10 protein-coding genes and 4 pseudogenes are annotated in these 16,137 nt (G+C 58.0%); 10 read left to right on the top strand and 4 right to left on the bottom strand.

From position 1 onward, the window contains the following. Positions 1–13 precede the first annotated feature (13 nt). Positions 14–956 (bottom strand): IS630 family transposase gene (locus tag NLM31_RS07605; protein ID WP_254128247.1). Its coding sequence is split into 2 segments (ribosomal slippage): positions 14–616 and positions 618–956, totalling 942 coding nucleotides; the frame shifts between segments, so codons are not numbered across the junction. Between the two features lie 514 nt (positions 957–1,470). Here NLM31_RS07605 and NLM31_RS07600 point away from each other — a divergent pair. The 3 genes and pseudogenes from NLM31_RS07600 to NLM31_RS07590 form a co-directional block, all read left to right on the top strand. Next, entirely contained in the window at positions 1,471–2,175 is a 705-nt protein-coding gene (locus tag NLM31_RS07600) for a transposase (protein ID WP_254191914.1), read from the top strand. A 53-nt stretch (positions 2,176–2,228) separates the two neighbouring features. Continuing rightward, positions 2,229–3,742, top strand: a pseudogene (locus NLM31_RS07595) (ISNCY family transposase). A gap of 169 nt (positions 3,743–3,911) precedes the next feature. Further along, a pseudogene (locus tag NLM31_RS07590) lies at positions 3,912–4,221 on the top strand (transposase); the annotation flags it as partial. Between the two features lie 39 nt (positions 4,222–4,260). Here NLM31_RS07590 and NLM31_RS07585 read toward each other — a convergent pair. Both NLM31_RS07585 and NLM31_RS07580 read right to left on the bottom strand, forming a co-directional pair. Further along, entirely contained in the window at positions 4,261–6,330 is a 2,070-nt protein-coding gene (locus tag NLM31_RS07585) for a recombinase family protein (protein ID WP_254191913.1), read from the bottom strand. Further along, positions 6,317–6,496, bottom strand: coding sequence for a hypothetical protein (locus NLM31_RS07580; RefSeq protein WP_254191912.1), 180 nt, complete (start codon positions 6,494–6,496; stop codon positions 6,317–6,319). Before NLM31_RS07580 ends, NLM31_RS07585 begins: the two co-directional genes overlap by 14 nt. A 312-nt stretch (positions 6,497–6,808) precedes the next feature. Between NLM31_RS07580 and NLM31_RS07575 the strand changes: the two are divergent. The 4 genes and pseudogenes from NLM31_RS07575 to NLM31_RS07560 form a co-directional block, all read left to right on the top strand. Continuing rightward, positions 6,809–7,045: pseudogene (locus NLM31_RS07575) on the top strand (transposase domain-containing protein); the annotation flags it as partial. A gap of 573 nt (positions 7,046–7,618) precedes the next feature. Further along, positions 7,619–8,533 carry a branched-chain-amino-acid transaminase gene (gene ilvE, locus NLM31_RS07570; RefSeq protein WP_254191911.1) on the top strand — a complete coding sequence of 305 codons (915 nt, stop codon included), beginning with the start codon at positions 7,619–7,621 and terminating at the stop codon, positions 8,531–8,533. Positions 8,534–8,938: 405 nt separating this feature from the next. Beyond that, positions 8,939–9,199 carry a hypothetical protein gene (locus tag NLM31_RS07565; RefSeq protein ID WP_254191910.1) on the top strand — a complete coding sequence of 87 codons (261 nt, stop codon included), beginning with the start codon at positions 8,939–8,941 and terminating at the stop codon, positions 9,197–9,199. A 48-nt stretch (positions 9,200–9,247) separates the two neighbouring features. Beyond that, positions 9,248–9,979, top strand: a pseudogene (locus NLM31_RS07560) (IS66 family transposase zinc-finger binding domain-containing protein); the annotation flags it as partial. 447 nt (positions 9,980–10,426) lie between these two features. Here the strand turns inward: NLM31_RS07560 and NLM31_RS43340 are convergent. Then, positions 10,427–10,621, bottom strand: a complete 195-nt coding sequence (locus NLM31_RS43340) for a transposase (protein ID WP_375167470.1) — start codon at positions 10,619–10,621, stop codon at positions 10,427–10,429. Positions 10,622–10,976: 355 nt separating this feature from the next. On the opposite strand from NLM31_RS43340, the gene NLM31_RS07555 reads away from it, so the two are divergent. The 3 genes from NLM31_RS07555 (at position 10,977) to NLM31_RS07545 (ending at position 16,125) form a co-directional block, all read left to right on the top strand. After that, the gene (locus NLM31_RS07555) at positions 10,977–11,723 is read left to right on the top strand and encodes a hypothetical protein (protein WP_254191909.1); all 747 of its coding nucleotides are present in this window, start codon (positions 10,977–10,979) and stop codon (positions 11,721–11,723) included. Positions 11,724–12,299: 576 nt separating this feature from the next. Continuing rightward, positions 12,300–13,148, top strand: a complete 849-nt coding sequence (locus NLM31_RS07550; RefSeq protein ID WP_254191908.1) for an acyl-CoA thioesterase II — start codon at positions 12,300–12,302, stop codon at positions 13,146–13,148. A 2,449-nt stretch (positions 13,149–15,597) separates the two neighbouring features. Next, on the top strand, positions 15,598–16,125 hold the full coding sequence (locus tag NLM31_RS07545; protein ID WP_254191907.1) for an Lrp/AsnC family transcriptional regulator: 528 nt from the start codon (positions 15,598–15,600) through the stop codon (positions 16,123–16,125). Positions 16,126–16,137 lie beyond the last annotated feature (12 nt).

Genomic DNA, 16,137 nt, shown 5'->3' with positions numbered 1-16,137 from the left:
CGCTTGATGTGGATCAGGCCCCGTATCCTGCATGTCGAAAGTAGTTGTCGCACTGGTCGGGCGCAAATGTCTTCATGAGCTTGCCGATCAGTTTCATGAGCGCCTTGACGGTGCGTGCCGCGCCCTTGCGCAGCGCGGTCTTCAGCTTCGAGAATGCCATTTCGATCGGGTTGAGATCGGGCGAGTAGGCCGGCAAATAGCGCACCTTGGCGCCGACCGCTTCGATCGCCTGGCGAACGCCGTCGATCTTGTGGGTACGCAGATTGTCCATGAAGACGATGTCTCTTTTGCGCAGCGTCGGCGCGAGGATCTGCTCGACATAAGCGAGGAATGACGGCCCGTCCATCGCCCCGTCGAAGACATACGGCGCCGTCAAGCCATCGATGCGCAGCGCGGCAACGAGTGTCAGCGTCTTCCAGTGGCCGTGCGGCACGCTCGCAACGAGACGCTCGCCACGCGGTGAGCGGCCGTAATGCCGTACCATCTTCGTCGTGACCGCCGTCTCGTCGATGAACACGAGGCGCGGCGCTTCAAGCTTGGATTGCTCGGCCTTCAGCTCGGCGCGCGCGGCAGCGACATCGGAGCGATCCTGTTCAGCGGCGTGCAGAGTTTTTTTTGAACGTGATGTCGTGGCGTTCGTAGAAGCGCCAGACCGATGTCGTCCCGACTTTCAGCCGCTTCTCGGACTTGAGCCGCGCGCGAATCTCTTCGAGTGTCAAGTCCGGCTCCGCGGCGATGAGATTGAGCAGCCACTGGCGATGCGCCTCGAGCGGAGAGCGGCTCTGGCCCGTGCCGGGCAATGCCGCCACACTGCCCGTCCTCGTCCAGCGCTCGATCCAGCGGATCGCGGTCGAGGCGCTGAGACCGAGCACGCGCGCGGCTTCCCGTCTGCTCTCGCCGTCTTCGACAAGTGCCACCGCACGCACTCTCAGGTCTTTCGAATATCCCTTCGCCATCGCTCGCCCCGTCGTTAAAGCCAGAGCAATCGAATCTGATTTGCGCGACCGAGGGAATCCCCTGTACCCTTCCGATTCACATAAAGTGGAAACCGCTCTAGTCCATCAAGGAAGCCCTCGTTGGTCACGCGAGTGAAGTCGCAACAAAGTCCATTAGGTCTCCCTCGCAAATCTTAACAAGACGCCGAGATTCTGGATTGTTCAAAGGCAATCGCGCCTCACCGCTCTCTTCGAGCCGATCAAGATCGCTCGCGCAGCCGCTGGGCCATAAGCGTCGACACCTTGGGCTTCATATCGTCACCATATCGGCGGCCGCCGTTATGCCGACCTGACCTGCCACTGAGTATTTCCTCCAGAAGGAGTTAGAGTCCGGCCCGAAGAAGGACGGATAGATGAAGCGAGGAAGGTTCACGGAAGAGATGGGGTATTCGGTCCCGATCGCCTGACCGATTTGCCGCGCGGCACGTTTTGGCTGACGATCATGGACCAACTCCATCCGGAAAGGAGAAAAGCCATGATCTACGTCGGCCTCGATGTTTCGCTGAATTCCGTTGCGCTATGTGCGGTGGACAAGACCGGAAAGCTTATCCGAGAGGGAACCACGTTGGCGGACGCGACATCGATTGTGCAGTACCTCGAACCATGGGTTGGTCAAGTTGAACGGGTGGGCCTTGAGGCAGGACCGATGTCAGAATGGCTGACCGCAAATCTAATCGAACTGGGGCTGCCGGCCGTCAGTTTGGAAGCCCGCCAGGTTAAGGCGGCACTTTCGGCCATGCCGGTGAAGACCGATCGTAATGACGCCCGTGGGATCGCGCAGGTGGTGAGAACGGGATGGTTCAAGCCTGTTCACGTCAAGAGCATCGGCAGCCAAAGGGCGCGGACGCTGGCCGCTGCTCGCAAGCATATCATCCGCTCCATCGCTGCCGCAGAGCAAGTCATCCGCGGACTTCTGCGTCCGCTCGGTCTCAAAGTCGGAAGCGTCTCGCGGACTCTGTTTGCGACGCGAGTTCGTGAGTTGGTCAGCGATGACACCTTACTGGAGGCGATCATGAATCCGCTGCTTGCCGGACGTGAAGCGCTGATGCGGGAGTACGCCCGACTGCATCGTCTGGTTCTGAAGGCCGTGCGCAGTGACCCGGCTTGTCGGCTCTTGATGACGATGCCGGGGATCGGCCCGGTCTCTGCGTTGACCGCCTTAATTGTTACCGGATGCTGAGCCGTTGCCTCACGTAAATTGCTCCCTTGGATCGGGAACGAGCGGGGGCGAAGATGGGGTGGCTAAGCATGGCGACGCGGAAGGAGCTGACGGCGGCGGCAGGCGCGCGCTATCGGACGTCGGATCGCGCGAAGAAGGCGCGGATATTGGACGAGTTCGTCGACATCACCGGCTTCCATCGCAAGCATGCGATGCGGCTTCTTCGAGGTCAGGAAGACGCACGCCCAGGCCGGCGGGCGCGACGCCGGGTCTATAATGAGGCAGAACACAACGCGCTCGTGCTCCTTTGGGGGGCGTCAGACCGGATCTGCGGGAAGCGGCTGAAGGCGTTAATGCCTGCGCTGATTGCTGCGATGGAACGGCACGGGCACCTCGGCCTTGCCCCCGAGATCCGCGACAAACTTTTGGCAATGAGCGCTGCGACGATCGACCGCGCATTGGCGCGGGTCCGAGAAGGATTAGGTCGCAAGAGCCGACGGCACGCGACGCACTCGTTGCGTCGCAGTATTCCAATTCGGACGTCGGCAGATTGGAACGATCCGGCGCCGGGGTTTGTCGAGGCGGACCTTGTAGCGCATAGCGGTCCATCGGCGCGCGGCAGCTTCATCCAGACCCTCGTGCTCACCGACATTGCTACCGGCTGGACGGAGTGCGCTTCTCTGATCGTGCGCGAACAAACGCTGTTGAGCACGGTGTTGATGGAATTGCGCAAACAATTGCCCTTTGCGCTGGTCGGCCTCGATACGGACAATGACACCGTGTTCATGAACGAGACGCTGAAAGCCTACTGCGATGCGGCCAACATCGTCTTCACGCGTTGCCGGCCCTACCGGAAGAACGACCAGGCGTTCGTCGAGCAGAAGAACGGCGCCGTCGTGCGCAGGATGGTCGGCTATCGTCGGTTCGAGGGCCTGGAAGCGGCCAAGCTGCTGGCTCAACTCTATCGATCGGCGCGACTGTTCGTGAACTTCTTCCAACCCTCGTTCAAATTGATAGCCAAGCAGCGCGCCGGTGCTCGTGTGCGCAAGACATACAGCGCGCCGGCAACGCCACACCAGCGCTTGGCCGCCGACGCCCGCACGCCCGACGCGGTTCGCCACCATCTCCAAGAAATCTATGCCGCTCTCGACCCGGTCGCGTTGTTGCGCGACATCCGCGGCGCGCAGGAACGCCTCGCGGCGCTCGCGGATACCCAGCCAATCGCCCATCCTGCTGCGGCATCGCAATCGATCGATCTCTTCCTGGCAAGCCTACGAACCGCCTGGAAGGACGGAGCTATGCGGCCGACGGATCGGCCAATCGTGAAACCGAAAAGAGGCCGGCGCCGTCGCGCCCCCTCATCCGGGCAACGCTAGATTTGCGAAAATGGTTTGAAGCCGAGCCCTGGCGGACTGGTAGCGAACTGCTCTCCCAGTTGCAGGTGGAATATCCTGGAGCCTATCCGAACAAGCTTCTTCGAACGCTTCAACGTCGGCTTAAATCCTGGCGCAGCGAGCAAGCGAACGCGTTATTGTTCGTTCCTGCAGAGAAAGCGCTGCTGGGGCACGAGGGCACAACAACCCAATGATGTGCCAGGAGGTGCCAGCGGAGGAGGCCGGGCGCTTCGAAACCCTGGCCGTCTCCGCACCCGGCCTCCTCCTCAACCCTGGCCGGGAGCAAAATAAATGAGGCAACCGATCGCACTCGGGAGCATCGATATGTGAGGCAATACGCGCTCTCAGCCTGTTTGTCGCTCCATATTTGATCTCGCGCGGCTCAGCAAGGCGCCGATCGCGGCCGAGGCGGTCAAGCGCGTCGATGTTCTGTTCGCCATCGAGCGTGAGATCAACGGTCTTGCTCCGCAGGAGCGTCTGCGCGTGCGCCAGGAGCGTAGCCGCTCCCTGATCGTCGAGCTGAAGGAGTGGTTGCGAGCAGCGCGCCAAGCTCTCCAGGAACAACGACACGACCAAAGCGATCAATTACTGCCTCAGCCGCTGGGATGCATTTAGCCGCTTCCTTGATGACAGACGGCTTTGCATGTCGAACGATGCTGCTGAGCGTGAGCTACGGGCGGTCGCAAGCCTTGAGTCATTGTGCGCCCCTTCTTTAAGTGCTTGTAAACATTGGAAGCGTGTCCGCGTCAATTTCGCGAGACGGGCAACCCTTTCGGGCAATCGCGTTTTTGACCGCCTCGGACGCCAAATCGGCAGCTCGAATCTGACAGGGCGCTCGCGGAACAACCTGCACAGCAGGCAGAACGCCGCTGAAGACAAGGCGGCGGATCATATGGCTTGAGACACCGAGCGCTTTTGCGGCCTCGATCTGCGTAAGCCATTCGCCGTTTTTTTCTGCTGAACGGTAGGCATGGATGCCACGCACACGGCGAATAGAGCTGACCCGATGTGCTGTCCAGGTCTTACCCATACCGGTGGGCAAGCCCATCCGATTGAGCGTGGCGGCGATGTGCTCGTCAGACCAGCGCCCGGCCATGCTGCGGACAACAGCCAAGGCATCTTCCGCCGTGGAAGAACCGTGTTCACCGGAGCGCGGCTTGCGGATCCGGAGCTCGGAGTGCTGCCCACACTGCCAATGGATGGTGAGCACGACGTCGCGTACCGCATCGTCGACGTCCGCGATGATGTCGACAATCAAGGCTCGCAGCAACTGCTGGCGCGCGCGCATCGTCACATCAGGGGATTTCCAGGCTACGGACAGGTTATCCGCCAGATCGGCAAAGGTGCCGGGATCGACCGCGTGGCCGGATGACCGATGGTCATTCTGGCGATTTTCCAGCTCGCGCACACGGCGCAGAGCGTACTCCCAGTTCTTCTCCAACTGCGCCGCGATCAGGCGATTATCGGGGTCACAGGCGGCGTACCGGCGCTCAGCAAGCGTGGCATCGTACCGGGCTTGCTGGAGTTCCAGATCAAGGATCCGGCGCTTATCGTCTTGGCGTTCCCGTTGCATGCGCTGTGCCTCGAACGCGGCCTCGATCGCCATGGGTTCTACCGCTCGTAACAGTTCTCGTGCAATTGCTGCGTCGATTTTTGAAGCACCGAATATCATACAGCGAAGCCGACCTGCCAGACTACCCTTGTCACAGCGGTAGACCGGGTAGCTTATTCGACCGCCCCGGTAGCTGACGCTAAGACGCTGACCACAACGAGCGCACGTCAGAATGCCCGACAAGAGCGCCTGGCCGCCTCGGCCTGATTTGGCGCCATCTGGGCGACCGTAGGCGTTAAGCGCCAATTGCTTCTGGTTGCGCTCGTAGTCATCCCAGGTGATGTACCCTTCGTGATGATCCTTTATCATCACATCCCAGGTGCCTGCCGGTTTGTAGTGCCCGTAGGTCCGCCGCGCTCTGCCTTCGACAATCGCGGTTCGCTTCTCGCTTTTGCCGTATACGTAAACACCCGCATAGAACGGATTCTTCAGCACACTGATCACATTGCGGTAGCGGATGGGCTGCCAAACGAAGTTTGTCATGCGACCTTCATCCGCAGGTCGAGGGAAGTGGATTTGCTCCGCCTTCATCGACAACAACACCTGGCGCGCGCTACCAAGGTCGCGAAAGCGAGTGAAGATAAGTCTGATCACCTCTTGCAGACGCAGGTCAGCATCCAGGCCCAGACCGGCTTCGCGATGCCAGACATAACCAAACGGCACTGATAAGCGTAGCTCACCACGTTGGGCCTTCGCTCTGGCTGCGTCTAGCATCCGTGCCCGGATTATGCCCAACTCAAACTCGCTTATGCTTCCCTTCATGCCGAGCAAGAGCCGATCGTTCGGAAGGCAAGGATTATAAACGCCGTCGTGATCAATCACCCTCGCTTCGACGAGCCCGCACAACTCAAGCAGATGATGCCAATCGCGGCCGTTGCGCGCGAGCCGCGATGCATCGAAGCAAATCACGGCGCCGACAGCACCTGCGCACAACCATGCGACCAGCCGATCAAAGCCCGGCCGGGCCACCGTGCCACTCGCCGAACGGCCAAGGTCATCATCAATGACTTCCACGTCGGAGAAGCCGTGCTGGCGCGCAATATCCACAAGATCGTACTGCCGTCGTTGGCTCTCCAGATTGGCCATCACCTGGGATTGTGTTGACTGTCGCACATAGACAACAGCTTTGCGCTTCAAGAGCACTTCCGGGATCTGGTCAGTGTCGGGCATCACCGAGCTCCTCGACTACCAGGCCGGCGGCCTGCATGAGGATTTGGGCGAGCGTCAGTAACGCCTTCACCCGCGCCGCCTCGTTCATCTTGTCCAGCCTGTTCGGCTCGAATATCAGGCTCAGTTGCCCGTCCGAAATCTGTGCAGCTACGCGCTCCTGTTTCATCAGCATTCTCCCATGCGACTCGATCGCTTCGGGAGTTTGCGGAAACGGTAAGCGTGGTGACCAGTCTCTTCAGCTCTGCTAATGCGGCAAGATCAACTTGTGGTGGCCCAGAGGTCATCCCCGCGCATGCGACCGGATCTACCATCCAGCTGGGAATCGTGATGACCGTGCCCAATGGGGTTCGGATCCGCAAAAACCGACCTGTCGCGCGTTGCTCGACACGACGCACGTTCACCATCCGGCCAAAATAGGGATGCCAGCGATAGTGGACTTCAAAATCCGCCCCGACATGGGCAGAATGAACGGTAAACGGCCTTGGGAAGGCGCAACTGGACCTTCGCTGGCAGCCAGCGTGGCGCTGACCGTGCCGCCATCATGCTGACGATGATCACGACCTGTCGCCTCAACGAAGTCGATCCCAAGGCCTGGCTCGCCGACGTCCTCGCCCGTATCGCTGATCTTCCCGTATCGCGTCTGCACGAACTGCTGCCCTGGGAATGGAAGCTCCTGCGCCAAGCCGCCAAGCCTGCCGTTCAGCAGGCCACCTGACCTTCACGCAACGCCATCATAGAGCTCGCCGTCCCCGCGCGCGCGCATGCTTCAATCCGGCGGTCTTCGTCGTATGCGTACTTTGCTGATCTCAACAGCGCCTGTGCGCATGACAAACCACATGGGATATTCGAACCTAGAAACTACCAGGACGATAGTATTGCTGCCGCCGGAACGCCTCAGCCCTGGTGGGCGAGGCGAGCTAGAATCGAGGCGCGGCGCCGCGGTCAACTACCAACGTCAGCAATTGATCTCGATACCAGAGGCATGCGAGGTATCAGTGATGAACGTGGGCGCTTCTAGGCGTGTCCAAGAGGCAAGATGCATGCTCCATCAACTACAATCTGTGCTAGCGGATGAACCCGATCGATCCGATGACCTGTCGACTGAAGATAGGCGGTATGCCAGGGTTTGGTCCAAGAGCAAGCGCTCCTTCTTCATGGAAGCTCATGATGCGCTTGCATAATCATTCTCGATCACGACCGATCGCCACTTGATTGCATTCGACCAGGGACTCCGAACGGAATTGCGCGGCGAACAACTACGGCGACTAGCCCGTGTAGGTAAACATAGATGACAGCGGCAGAGTTTGCATATCTCGACGGCCAGATTATTCCATGGAATGACGCGAAGATGCACGTATTCGCGCCAGTGGCGAAGTATGGTATTGGTGTCTTCGAGGGAATACGCGGCTATTGGAACGAAGAAGCACAGCAATTATACCTCTTTCGTGTTGCAGAGCACCTCGATCGGTATGCCTTCTCGCAAAGGGCGATGCGATTCGACGACGGGCCATCCAGAGACGAGTTGGGCGAAGCGCTCGTTAAACTGTGTCGCGCAAATGAATTTCGTACCAATGTGCATATCCGGATGATGGCTTTCATTGACGGGTTTGGAGACTTAGGTGCAACCGGCCCCGTAGGGACCGCCATCACAGCGTTGCCACGGCAGACACCTAGACGACTCGTGCAAGGCACTTCTGCTCAGATTAGTTCATGGCTGCGTATGCCGGACAACTCTATGCCTGCACGTATCAAATGTAATGCAAATTACCATAATGCTCGGCTGGCCATGATGCAGGCCCAACTCGATGGTTACGACATAGCATTCTTCCTCAACTCAAGGGGAAAGCTTGCCGAAGCATTCGGGATGTGTGTGTTCATCATTCGCAATGGCCAACTGATCACGCCGAGCGGGACCAACGACATATTAGAATCGATCACGCGCCAGTCCGTTATCGAGTTAGCACGTGAATATCTTGGCGCAGCAACCGTCGAGCGCGACGTCGATCGAACGGAACTGATCCTCGCCGAAGAAGTGTTCTGTTGCGGCACAGGCGCCGAAATCATGCCAGTGATATCTGTAGACCGTATTATTGTTGGAGGTGGTCAACCTGGCGCGATCACGCAACGGTTGATGGAGATCTACGGGACGATAGTTACTGGCAAGAATAATGCTCATGCCTCGTGGCGAACTCCTGTCTTTTAGTGTTCAGATAGGACGGATCTCACCTCTTGTTTACCGATGCGGCCAATGGCGCTCAGATTTGATGCCGTCATCAGCGGATTTGCGTTATTCCAGCTGATCGTGGTGAAAGCAGCGGACCCCACCAACAGGGAAACGTTGTTCGCTAGAGGCTTCACGTCAATGAAGCGCGTGCTATTATCAAGAAACGAAGCGATCACTGACGCAGATCACGCCCCCGTTCTGTCCGGCTCCACGCAGCACGAAACAGTGGCGGATTGGACAGCAAAAAGGACGTCCATTTGGATGGCTCATCGGCGGGGTCGGTGAGTCGGCCGGAGGTGCTTGAAAGACCATCGGGGCGCCGCGTGCGTTCGGAAGCTGAGAGAGCTCGGATCGTCGCCGAGAGGCTGTTACCAGGTGTCCGAGGTGGCGCGCAAGCACGGAGCGACGCGCTGGCAGGTCTACGATTGGCGACGGCGGTTTCGACAGCGAGGCATGTTGCCGCCGTGCGAGGCGTCGCATCCGACATTCGCGCCGCTGGTCGTGGAAGGTGCGTTGAAGGAGGGGCAGGTTCCGGCGATCAAGTTTGAGATCGCGATCGGCGATGTCGTGCTGCGGACGGATATGGCCATAGATGGCAAGCAGCTGTGCGGAGCACGTCGTCGGGCGGTCGCGAACATGCTCTGATTTGCCGTGAGCGATAACCTTCCTGATGATCCCGAGACGCTGAAGGCGATGCTACTTGCCGAGCGGCACGAGAGCGAGCGGCTGCGCCAGATCATCAAAGAGCTGCAGCGTCATCGCTTTGGCCGGAAGGCAGAGTCGCTTCCGGAGGAGCAGATGCTGCTCGGTCTTGAGGACGTCCAACAGGTTGCGGCCTGTACGGAAGCCAGCCAAGACGAGACAGTTCCGGAAGGCCGGGCGGAGCGCGCACGGAAGCGCCGCAACAATCGCGGAGCACTGCCGACCCGTCTTCCGCGGATCGAGGTCGTGGTCGACCTCGACGCCAAGACCTGCCCCTGCTGCCAGGGCGACCTGCATCAGATCGGCGAAGACAAGAACGAGCGGCTGGACATCGTGCCGGCGCAGTTCCGCGTTGTCGTCACCCGACGTCCCAAAAACGCCTGCCGAGCCTGCGAAGATGGCGTCCTGCTGGCCGAGGCTCCGACCCCGTTTATCGAGGGCGGACTGCCGATGGAGGCAACCGTCGCCCAGGTTCTGGTGTCCAAATATTCCGATCATCTCCCGCTCTACCGACAGGCCCAGATCTACGCTCGTCAGGGCATCGCTCTCGATCGATCGACATTGGCGGACTGGGTTGGGCATGCCGCCTTCCATCTGCGCCCGCTGCATGAGCGCCTTCTCACTGTGCTTCGAGCGAGGCCCGTAGGTGCGCGTGGTCGATGGTGTCGAAAGACTACTCGACAGACTACCTACCACCGCGCTCATCATCTCGACGACTATCCCGATCAGGTAACCATCGTTCGGTCGCGCCATCCCTTTGAGGGATCTGCGCTTAATGTGCTTGGCTGGTGTCATCGACGCGGCGAACTTCATCTGACGCTTGTACTGCCCGATGGTACCCGTGCCCTTGTACCGGCCGCGTGGACAGATCTGCCTATCGCACAACATTTACCGCGTGCAAGCCCGCAATGCGCTCGAGCGGCATTCCTGGCTTCCCACGCCGAGCTGCTGCACGTCCGCACGATCGTCGACGCTTTGCAGCGGCAATTGGATGCCGCGCATACTGTCCTGCCACCGGAATCGGAGGACAGCCATGCAGCAGCTAAGCTTTCTCGACCCACCACCTCAGCGCGGGGCCGTACCCGTATGGGAGGCCCTCGATAAAGAGCAGCGCGCACATCTCGTGCTGCGACTCGCCCGACTAACTAGTACGTGGTCCCTGGATGACGCTCACGTATCACCTTGCTTGCAAAGCTCTTTGCGCCACCTGAACAGCTGGCTCACATGAAGGCCGGCCATGCGAGCCACCTCGGAAACAGTGGCTCCGGGCTCGAGCGATGCTGCAACTAGCCGTTCCTTCTCATCCTGCGACCACCGACGCCGCCGCTCGACCGATGTGATCACCTCTGCCCGCGAAATCGTCATAGCGCTTCTCCTGGGATTACCCCTAGGACCTGCAGCGTTCGCGTCCGTCAAACAAGGCGGCCCTCAACGGAGGAATACTCAGCAAAAGAATAAGCTCATTTCAAACTTGGGAGCGCGAGTGCTGCGCCATCGCATCCCGCAACCTGCTACTCAGTTTTCATCAGCTGTAACGAGACCGAAATTTGGAGCGACCCGAGCGAGAGTTCTGCGCCCGTTGTAGCGCCAAACTATCGAGCTCGTCGAAGGAGCATTCCTCACCAGAGTAGGTAGTGTCTTGATCCGTTGTGATTGCGGTAGCGTCATAGCTCATCATTCAGCGTAGCTCAAACCTCATCGCAATAGGACGGGTGCCGCAATGACAGGCGTAGCTAATGCGTTGCTAGTCTCACGATTCCTCCGAATATATGACGACGCGGCCGCTCAGAAAGGTATCAAGCTTTCGATAGGAGACGATTTTCATGAGTACGTCTCGATCACACGAGCCACGCCAACAAAGGGGCCGACCTATCCAAATTTCCGGCCAGATCGCTCGCCCATCAAATCAGGTGAGGGATATTGGATCATCGGCGTCGATAAAAATAATGAGGTCGTGCTGACCGATGCTGCTCGTCTGTATGATCTTTCAAATAGCAATTTTGCAGAACATTTTCAATCGCTGAAGGCGTTCTATGCGAACCCGGCCATACATGCCCATCCTCAAGACCGTTGTACTTGCACAGCACCAAGCGCGAAGAAGATGACCGGAAAGATCGCTTATCACGGGGATCTTTGGGTCCGTAAAGACTTTAGAGGACAGGGTGTAGCTAAGATCGTAGCAGCAATAGCACACGGAGCATCTTATGCTATGTGGACACCTGACTTCTTATGCTCCCTTGTAGCGGGGTTTTCACTTGATAAGGGGTTAGTAGCTCAATACCAGATGCTACATCATGAACCTAACGGGTCGATATTGCAGCTGGTGGAAGAGGATATTTCTGACAACGATTGGCTTATTTGGCTCACAGGCAAGGAGTTGAGGAGCCAGATTGAGTGTCACGATAGAACCGAGCTGCTTTCGGCTCTGTCATCTTCACCGGAACGACCGGCAGGAGGTTTGGCTTAGTGCGCAGCCACGCAAATAATAGCCGTAAGCCCTTTGGCACTGGATCGGCGATTCGTTTCGCCTTTGCAACGGCTGAGTGTAAAATCGCTCTGGCTCCTTACAAAACGTTGAGCACTAGAGGCAACCGTCTTGCTTTAATTTGCGCCGTTGTCGTGTTCGGCAGTGCCAAATCTATGTCCCGAGTCGGACACCAAGGCGTGGAGGTATTTCGCCGGGGCGTGAGGCACTCGGATTTTGCGGCTCATCAAGCAAGATGCGCACGCCGTATTTCTTGGCACGGTGGCTGCTGCGGCCCATGACGGAGCCCTGCAAATCGCGACCTCGCGATACGACCCAGGAGCCAAAAATCAAGCCTTTCGAGAGATCCGATACTATTGACACAGTATCCTCGAGCGGCTCCGACATTGAAGTTGGCTCCTTCAGTCGCGGCAAGAGTGCCGCAAGAAATGCGGCCCAAGCACAGTCATTGTCATTCCGGGCCGCTCTAAGAGCAGACCAAAGGTCTCGAGAGTTTCGGGTCGTTCATGGCGCGGCGCCGTTCACAAGAATTAGATCGAATATAGCGAAAGCATGTCAATGTCCAACAGCCAGATCGATTTGCTAACCATCCTTGACCTCGAACCAATCGAGGTAAACCTGTTTCGCGGTAGAAGCGCGAAGGCAGGCTGGCAGCGGGTGTTTGGCGGACAAGTGATCGGGCAAGCTATGACCGCGGCATGTCGCACAGTCGAGAGCTGGCTGCCTCATTCTCTGCATTGCTATTTCATGCTGCCCGGCGATCCGCGGATTCCGATCGTTTATCAGGTCGAGCGTCTCCGCGACGGGAAGAGCTATTCGACGCGCCGCGTCGCCGCGATCCAGCATGGGAACGAGATTTGCTCTATCAATGTCTCTTTTCACGCTGAAGAGCAGGGACCCTTTGATCATCAGGACAAGATGCCCGACATGCCACCGCCGGAAAAGCTCGCGACGCTGGAATTGTTCGATCGACGGATATTTCCCGAAACGCCGGAATTCATCCGCGATTATTATGCGATCGAACTGCGCCCGGTCGAGATAGGCCGTTATTTCGGTCAGAAGATTGACGACGGCCGAATTCATGCCTGGATCAAGATTTCCGCAAAACTGACCGACGATTCAGCGCTGCATAGGTGCGCCTTGGCTTATGCGTCGGATTTCTCGTTGCTCGATGCGGTGATGGCGCGCCATGGCCGCACGCTTTCGGACGAACGCGTGCTGCGGACAAGTCTCGATCATGCGATGTGGTTTCACCGCTCGTTCCGCGCCGACGACTGGCTGCTCTACGCTCGGGATTCGCCAAGCGCACAGTGCGGACGCGGCCTCACGCGCGGCCTGATATTCAAACGTGACGGCAAACTGGTGGCGTCCGTCGTCCAGGAAGGCTCGGTGCGCGACCGGCACTGATCTTTCACTTGTGCATGCGCTGACTTATTCGGCTAGATCCGAGCGCAACGCTAAGCGAACTGCGCAAGTGAGGATGGAAATCGAGCTCAAGATTATGTGACAAGCACGTGCTACAGAGATGCCGCGCCGCGCTGAAGACGATCCGCCGCTCCACATTCGTGGCAGCCTGACGCCGCAAGGAGACCTTAAGGCGCTTAACGTGTATTGGAGCGGCTCCGCGCACCCAAGCGCTGCAGCTAATCAGCTCGATGGGTACATTAATCCGAGGGCGTGCGATTGTTTGAATTCTGCCATGAAACATCAGAAGGCTTGTGGTGATCAGGCTCGCCGCGCCGGCTGCACCATCCATTTGCAACAATCGCGCCCCCCTAGCACCTCACGCGCATAAGCTTGTAATGCAGCTGGTCAAACAAAGAGGTCGGGCAATGAAAAGCCTAGTAAATCCGTTGCACGTCGCGCTTCTTACAACGATATGACCATGCCGCCGCAAAAAAAAGGCATCGAGCTCTCGATAGGATTCGATTTCCATGAGTATGTCTCGATCACACAGGCCACTCCGACAAAGAGACCCACAGCTCTACATTTCCAGCCGAATCACTCGGAAATCAAAGTCGGCGACGGGTTTTGGATGGTAGGACCGACAAGTACAACGACGTTGCGGCGTTACAGGCCGTCCGACTGCACGATCTTTCGGGCATTAATTTTGCAGAACATATTGTAAACGTGTTTTGCGCCGACCCGGCCCTACATGCCCATTCTGGGGACCTCTGTAACTCCATAGCGCCAAGCGCGAGGAATATGACCGGGAAAATAGCTTACCACGGGGATCTTTGGGTGCGCAGCGACTACCGATGACAGGGCTTGCCCATAATCATGGCGGGAGTAGCCTGGGGCGTGTCTTTTGCCATGTGGACTCCTGAATTCGTATGTGGACTGGCAGCGCACTGGACACTGGATAGGGGCGTCATTGCGCAATATGGATATCCGCATCATGAAGCTGGCTGTTTGCGGCTGGTGGAGCAGAATGTTTTGAACGACTATTTGCTTGTGTGGCTAACCGGGGACGAGTTGAGGAGCCGCAGAACCAATTAATCGACCCGATGCGCAGACTTGTTTCAGAGAAACGGACTCGTTCGCCTCGCTGCGAGCATTGTCAATCGACGCGGGCAATCCCCGCCAGAGGCGGCTCTGCGACAAGTGCATCCGCTCGCTCCAGAAATAACAAACGCAACGCCGACGGGGATGCCGTGAATCAAGAGGTTGTGTTGGGCGGAGATCTAAGGACGAGCTTTGCTCGTGCGCGGCGGTCTTCTCCCTGACAGCGCGCCGCGATTAACATCGAGGGATTCGGTCGGACCTATACAGCGTCCCCTAACGGGGTGTATGTAACAGCCGGTGGTGAATGGCTGCAAATGGCTATTGGATTCGTCGACAAAGCCTTTGATGACGGCCATGAGACTCAGCTATGGATCGGAAGTTAGCTCGGCCAGACGGCGCCCGTAGAACATGGCAAGGAACCCGTCAGACGTCATCTGTTTGACACGAAGGACGCAGCGTCGTTTCTTGGCTCGTCGCCACTTACGAATTGCGGCGCGTGAGCCGCCACCGGTCGTCGATCTCGATGGCGAAGAATTCAGCACAAGCAAAGCGAGTCCCCCCTACCAATTCTGGAGGGATGCGCAAGAATGCGCTCCCTTTAATATCAATCATCCATTTTAGGAAACGTGGCGGGGAGTTGGAGCAGCTTTGCGCCGAGAGGCGACCTCGAGTTGAATCTTCATAGAGCGGGCACGCATCAAGACACTTTTGTAACTCGCCTGAAACGCGCCTTTGCATCGATCAGAATGGGTACCGCAATTTAACCCGCCGCGCTGGTTGGAATCCTCATCAATGAAGTGGCTTGTCGCGCTATGCAAAGCACACCTGAATCCGTGAATGCGCCAGGTGGCCCCTCTCGACCTTTTCTATTTCGTTCAGCCCAGCAGATCACACTGTGGATGCACAAGAGCGCGTTCTACACTTGCCCGCTGCGCGGGACAGATCGGCAGGAATACACAGCAGCATGGCGAACGCAGCAACAGCGCTGCCGTTCCGCCGAATATCTCCCACGCAGCGTCGGCGTCGCCTCAGTCCTGGGGCTGCATTTTGGCTCTCGCATTTCCGAACGTCTTTGCGTCTCGTCGATCTCTGAGCTTGGGGAAGTCTGTCGGCGAATGAAGATAGTAAGGGGCGAGTTCCGGTTGAGCGAGCTCTTGCCTGTCGAAAGAGCGATGCGCGATCTTCCAGACACGGGGAGCCGACCGGGCAATGGCGGCAATGATTGTTGTAATCGACAGTCGCCTCATCGACCGACCAAAGCCTCGATCCAAACAGAAGCCTCTCAAGTCTCGTTTGTGGACTAGTCGAGGGCAGTGAGCGGTGCAGATGTGTGCTCAAACTGGGGTCGGCCATGAATCTTACCAACAAAGATAGCCAATTGCTCGCGTTATTGCAACGAAACGCCCGTGAACCCATCGCGTCGCTGGCTCGCCAGTTGGGTGTTTCCCGCACCACGCTTCAGGAACGCATTAAGAGGCTAGAGGCGAACGGCATCATTGCCGGATATGCGCTACGCCTTGGAAGATGTCTCAACCGAAGTACAATCGATTGCTTTACCTTGGCAGCCGTAGACAATAAGAGCTATGCGGATGTGGGGCGTCAATTGAAGGCCAGCCCGTCCGTTCAGACCGTATATGTAGTAGCCGGTGAATGGGACCTCATCATTCACTTCGTCGCAGAAACGCTTGAGCAATTGGATGCGGAGCTCAGTCGGCTGAATGAGATGGGTGGCATTATCCGAGCAGTGTCTCACATCGTCATAGGGACGAAGTTCGATCGCAACATCTATCGAGATGGCGGCTCGACCGTGAGCCATGAGATTTCGGAGGCGGAGCAGGTGAACGATGAACGGAGACGGCGGCGTTCACGTCATACGTGAATTATTCCCCAG

Origin of the sequence: Bradyrhizobium sp. CCGUVB4N (assembly GCF_024199945.1) — a bacterium.
Taxonomy (GTDB): Bacteria; Pseudomonadota; Alphaproteobacteria; order Rhizobiales; family Xanthobacteraceae; genus Bradyrhizobium.
The sequence above is the reverse complement of the archived record's forward strand: the minus strand, read 5'-3'. Positions and strand labels throughout refer to the sequence as shown.

What these genes read in the sequence shown, in the direction of transcription:
- NLM31_RS07600 (WP_254191914.1), top strand. Translation starts at nt 1,471, where the DNA reads ATGATCTACGTCGGCCTCGATGTTTCGCTGAATTCCGTTGCGCTATGT.
- NLM31_RS07585 (WP_254191913.1), bottom strand. Translation starts at nt 6,330, where the DNA reads ATGCCCGACACTGACCAGATCCCGGAAGTGCTCTTGAAGCGCAAAGCT.
- NLM31_RS07580 (WP_254191912.1), bottom strand. Translation starts at nt 6,496, where the DNA reads ATGAAACAGGAGCGCGTAGCTGCACAGATTTCGGACGGGCAACTGAGC.
- ilvE (WP_254191911.1), top strand. Translation starts at nt 7,619, where the DNA reads ATGACAGCGGCAGAGTTTGCATATCTCGACGGCCAGATTATTCCATGG.
- NLM31_RS43340 (WP_375167470.1), bottom strand. Translation starts at nt 10,621, where the DNA reads ATGACGATTTCGCGGGCAGAGGTGATCACATCGGTCGAGCGGCGGCGT.
- NLM31_RS07555 (WP_254191909.1), top strand. Translation starts at nt 10,977, where the DNA reads ATGACAGGCGTAGCTAATGCGTTGCTAGTCTCACGATTCCTCCGAATA.
- NLM31_RS07550 (WP_254191908.1), top strand. Translation starts at nt 12,300, where the DNA reads ATGTCCAACAGCCAGATCGATTTGCTAACCATCCTTGACCTCGAACCA.
- NLM31_RS07545 (WP_254191907.1), top strand. Translation starts at nt 15,598, where the DNA reads ATGAATCTTACCAACAAAGATAGCCAATTGCTCGCGTTATTGCAACGA.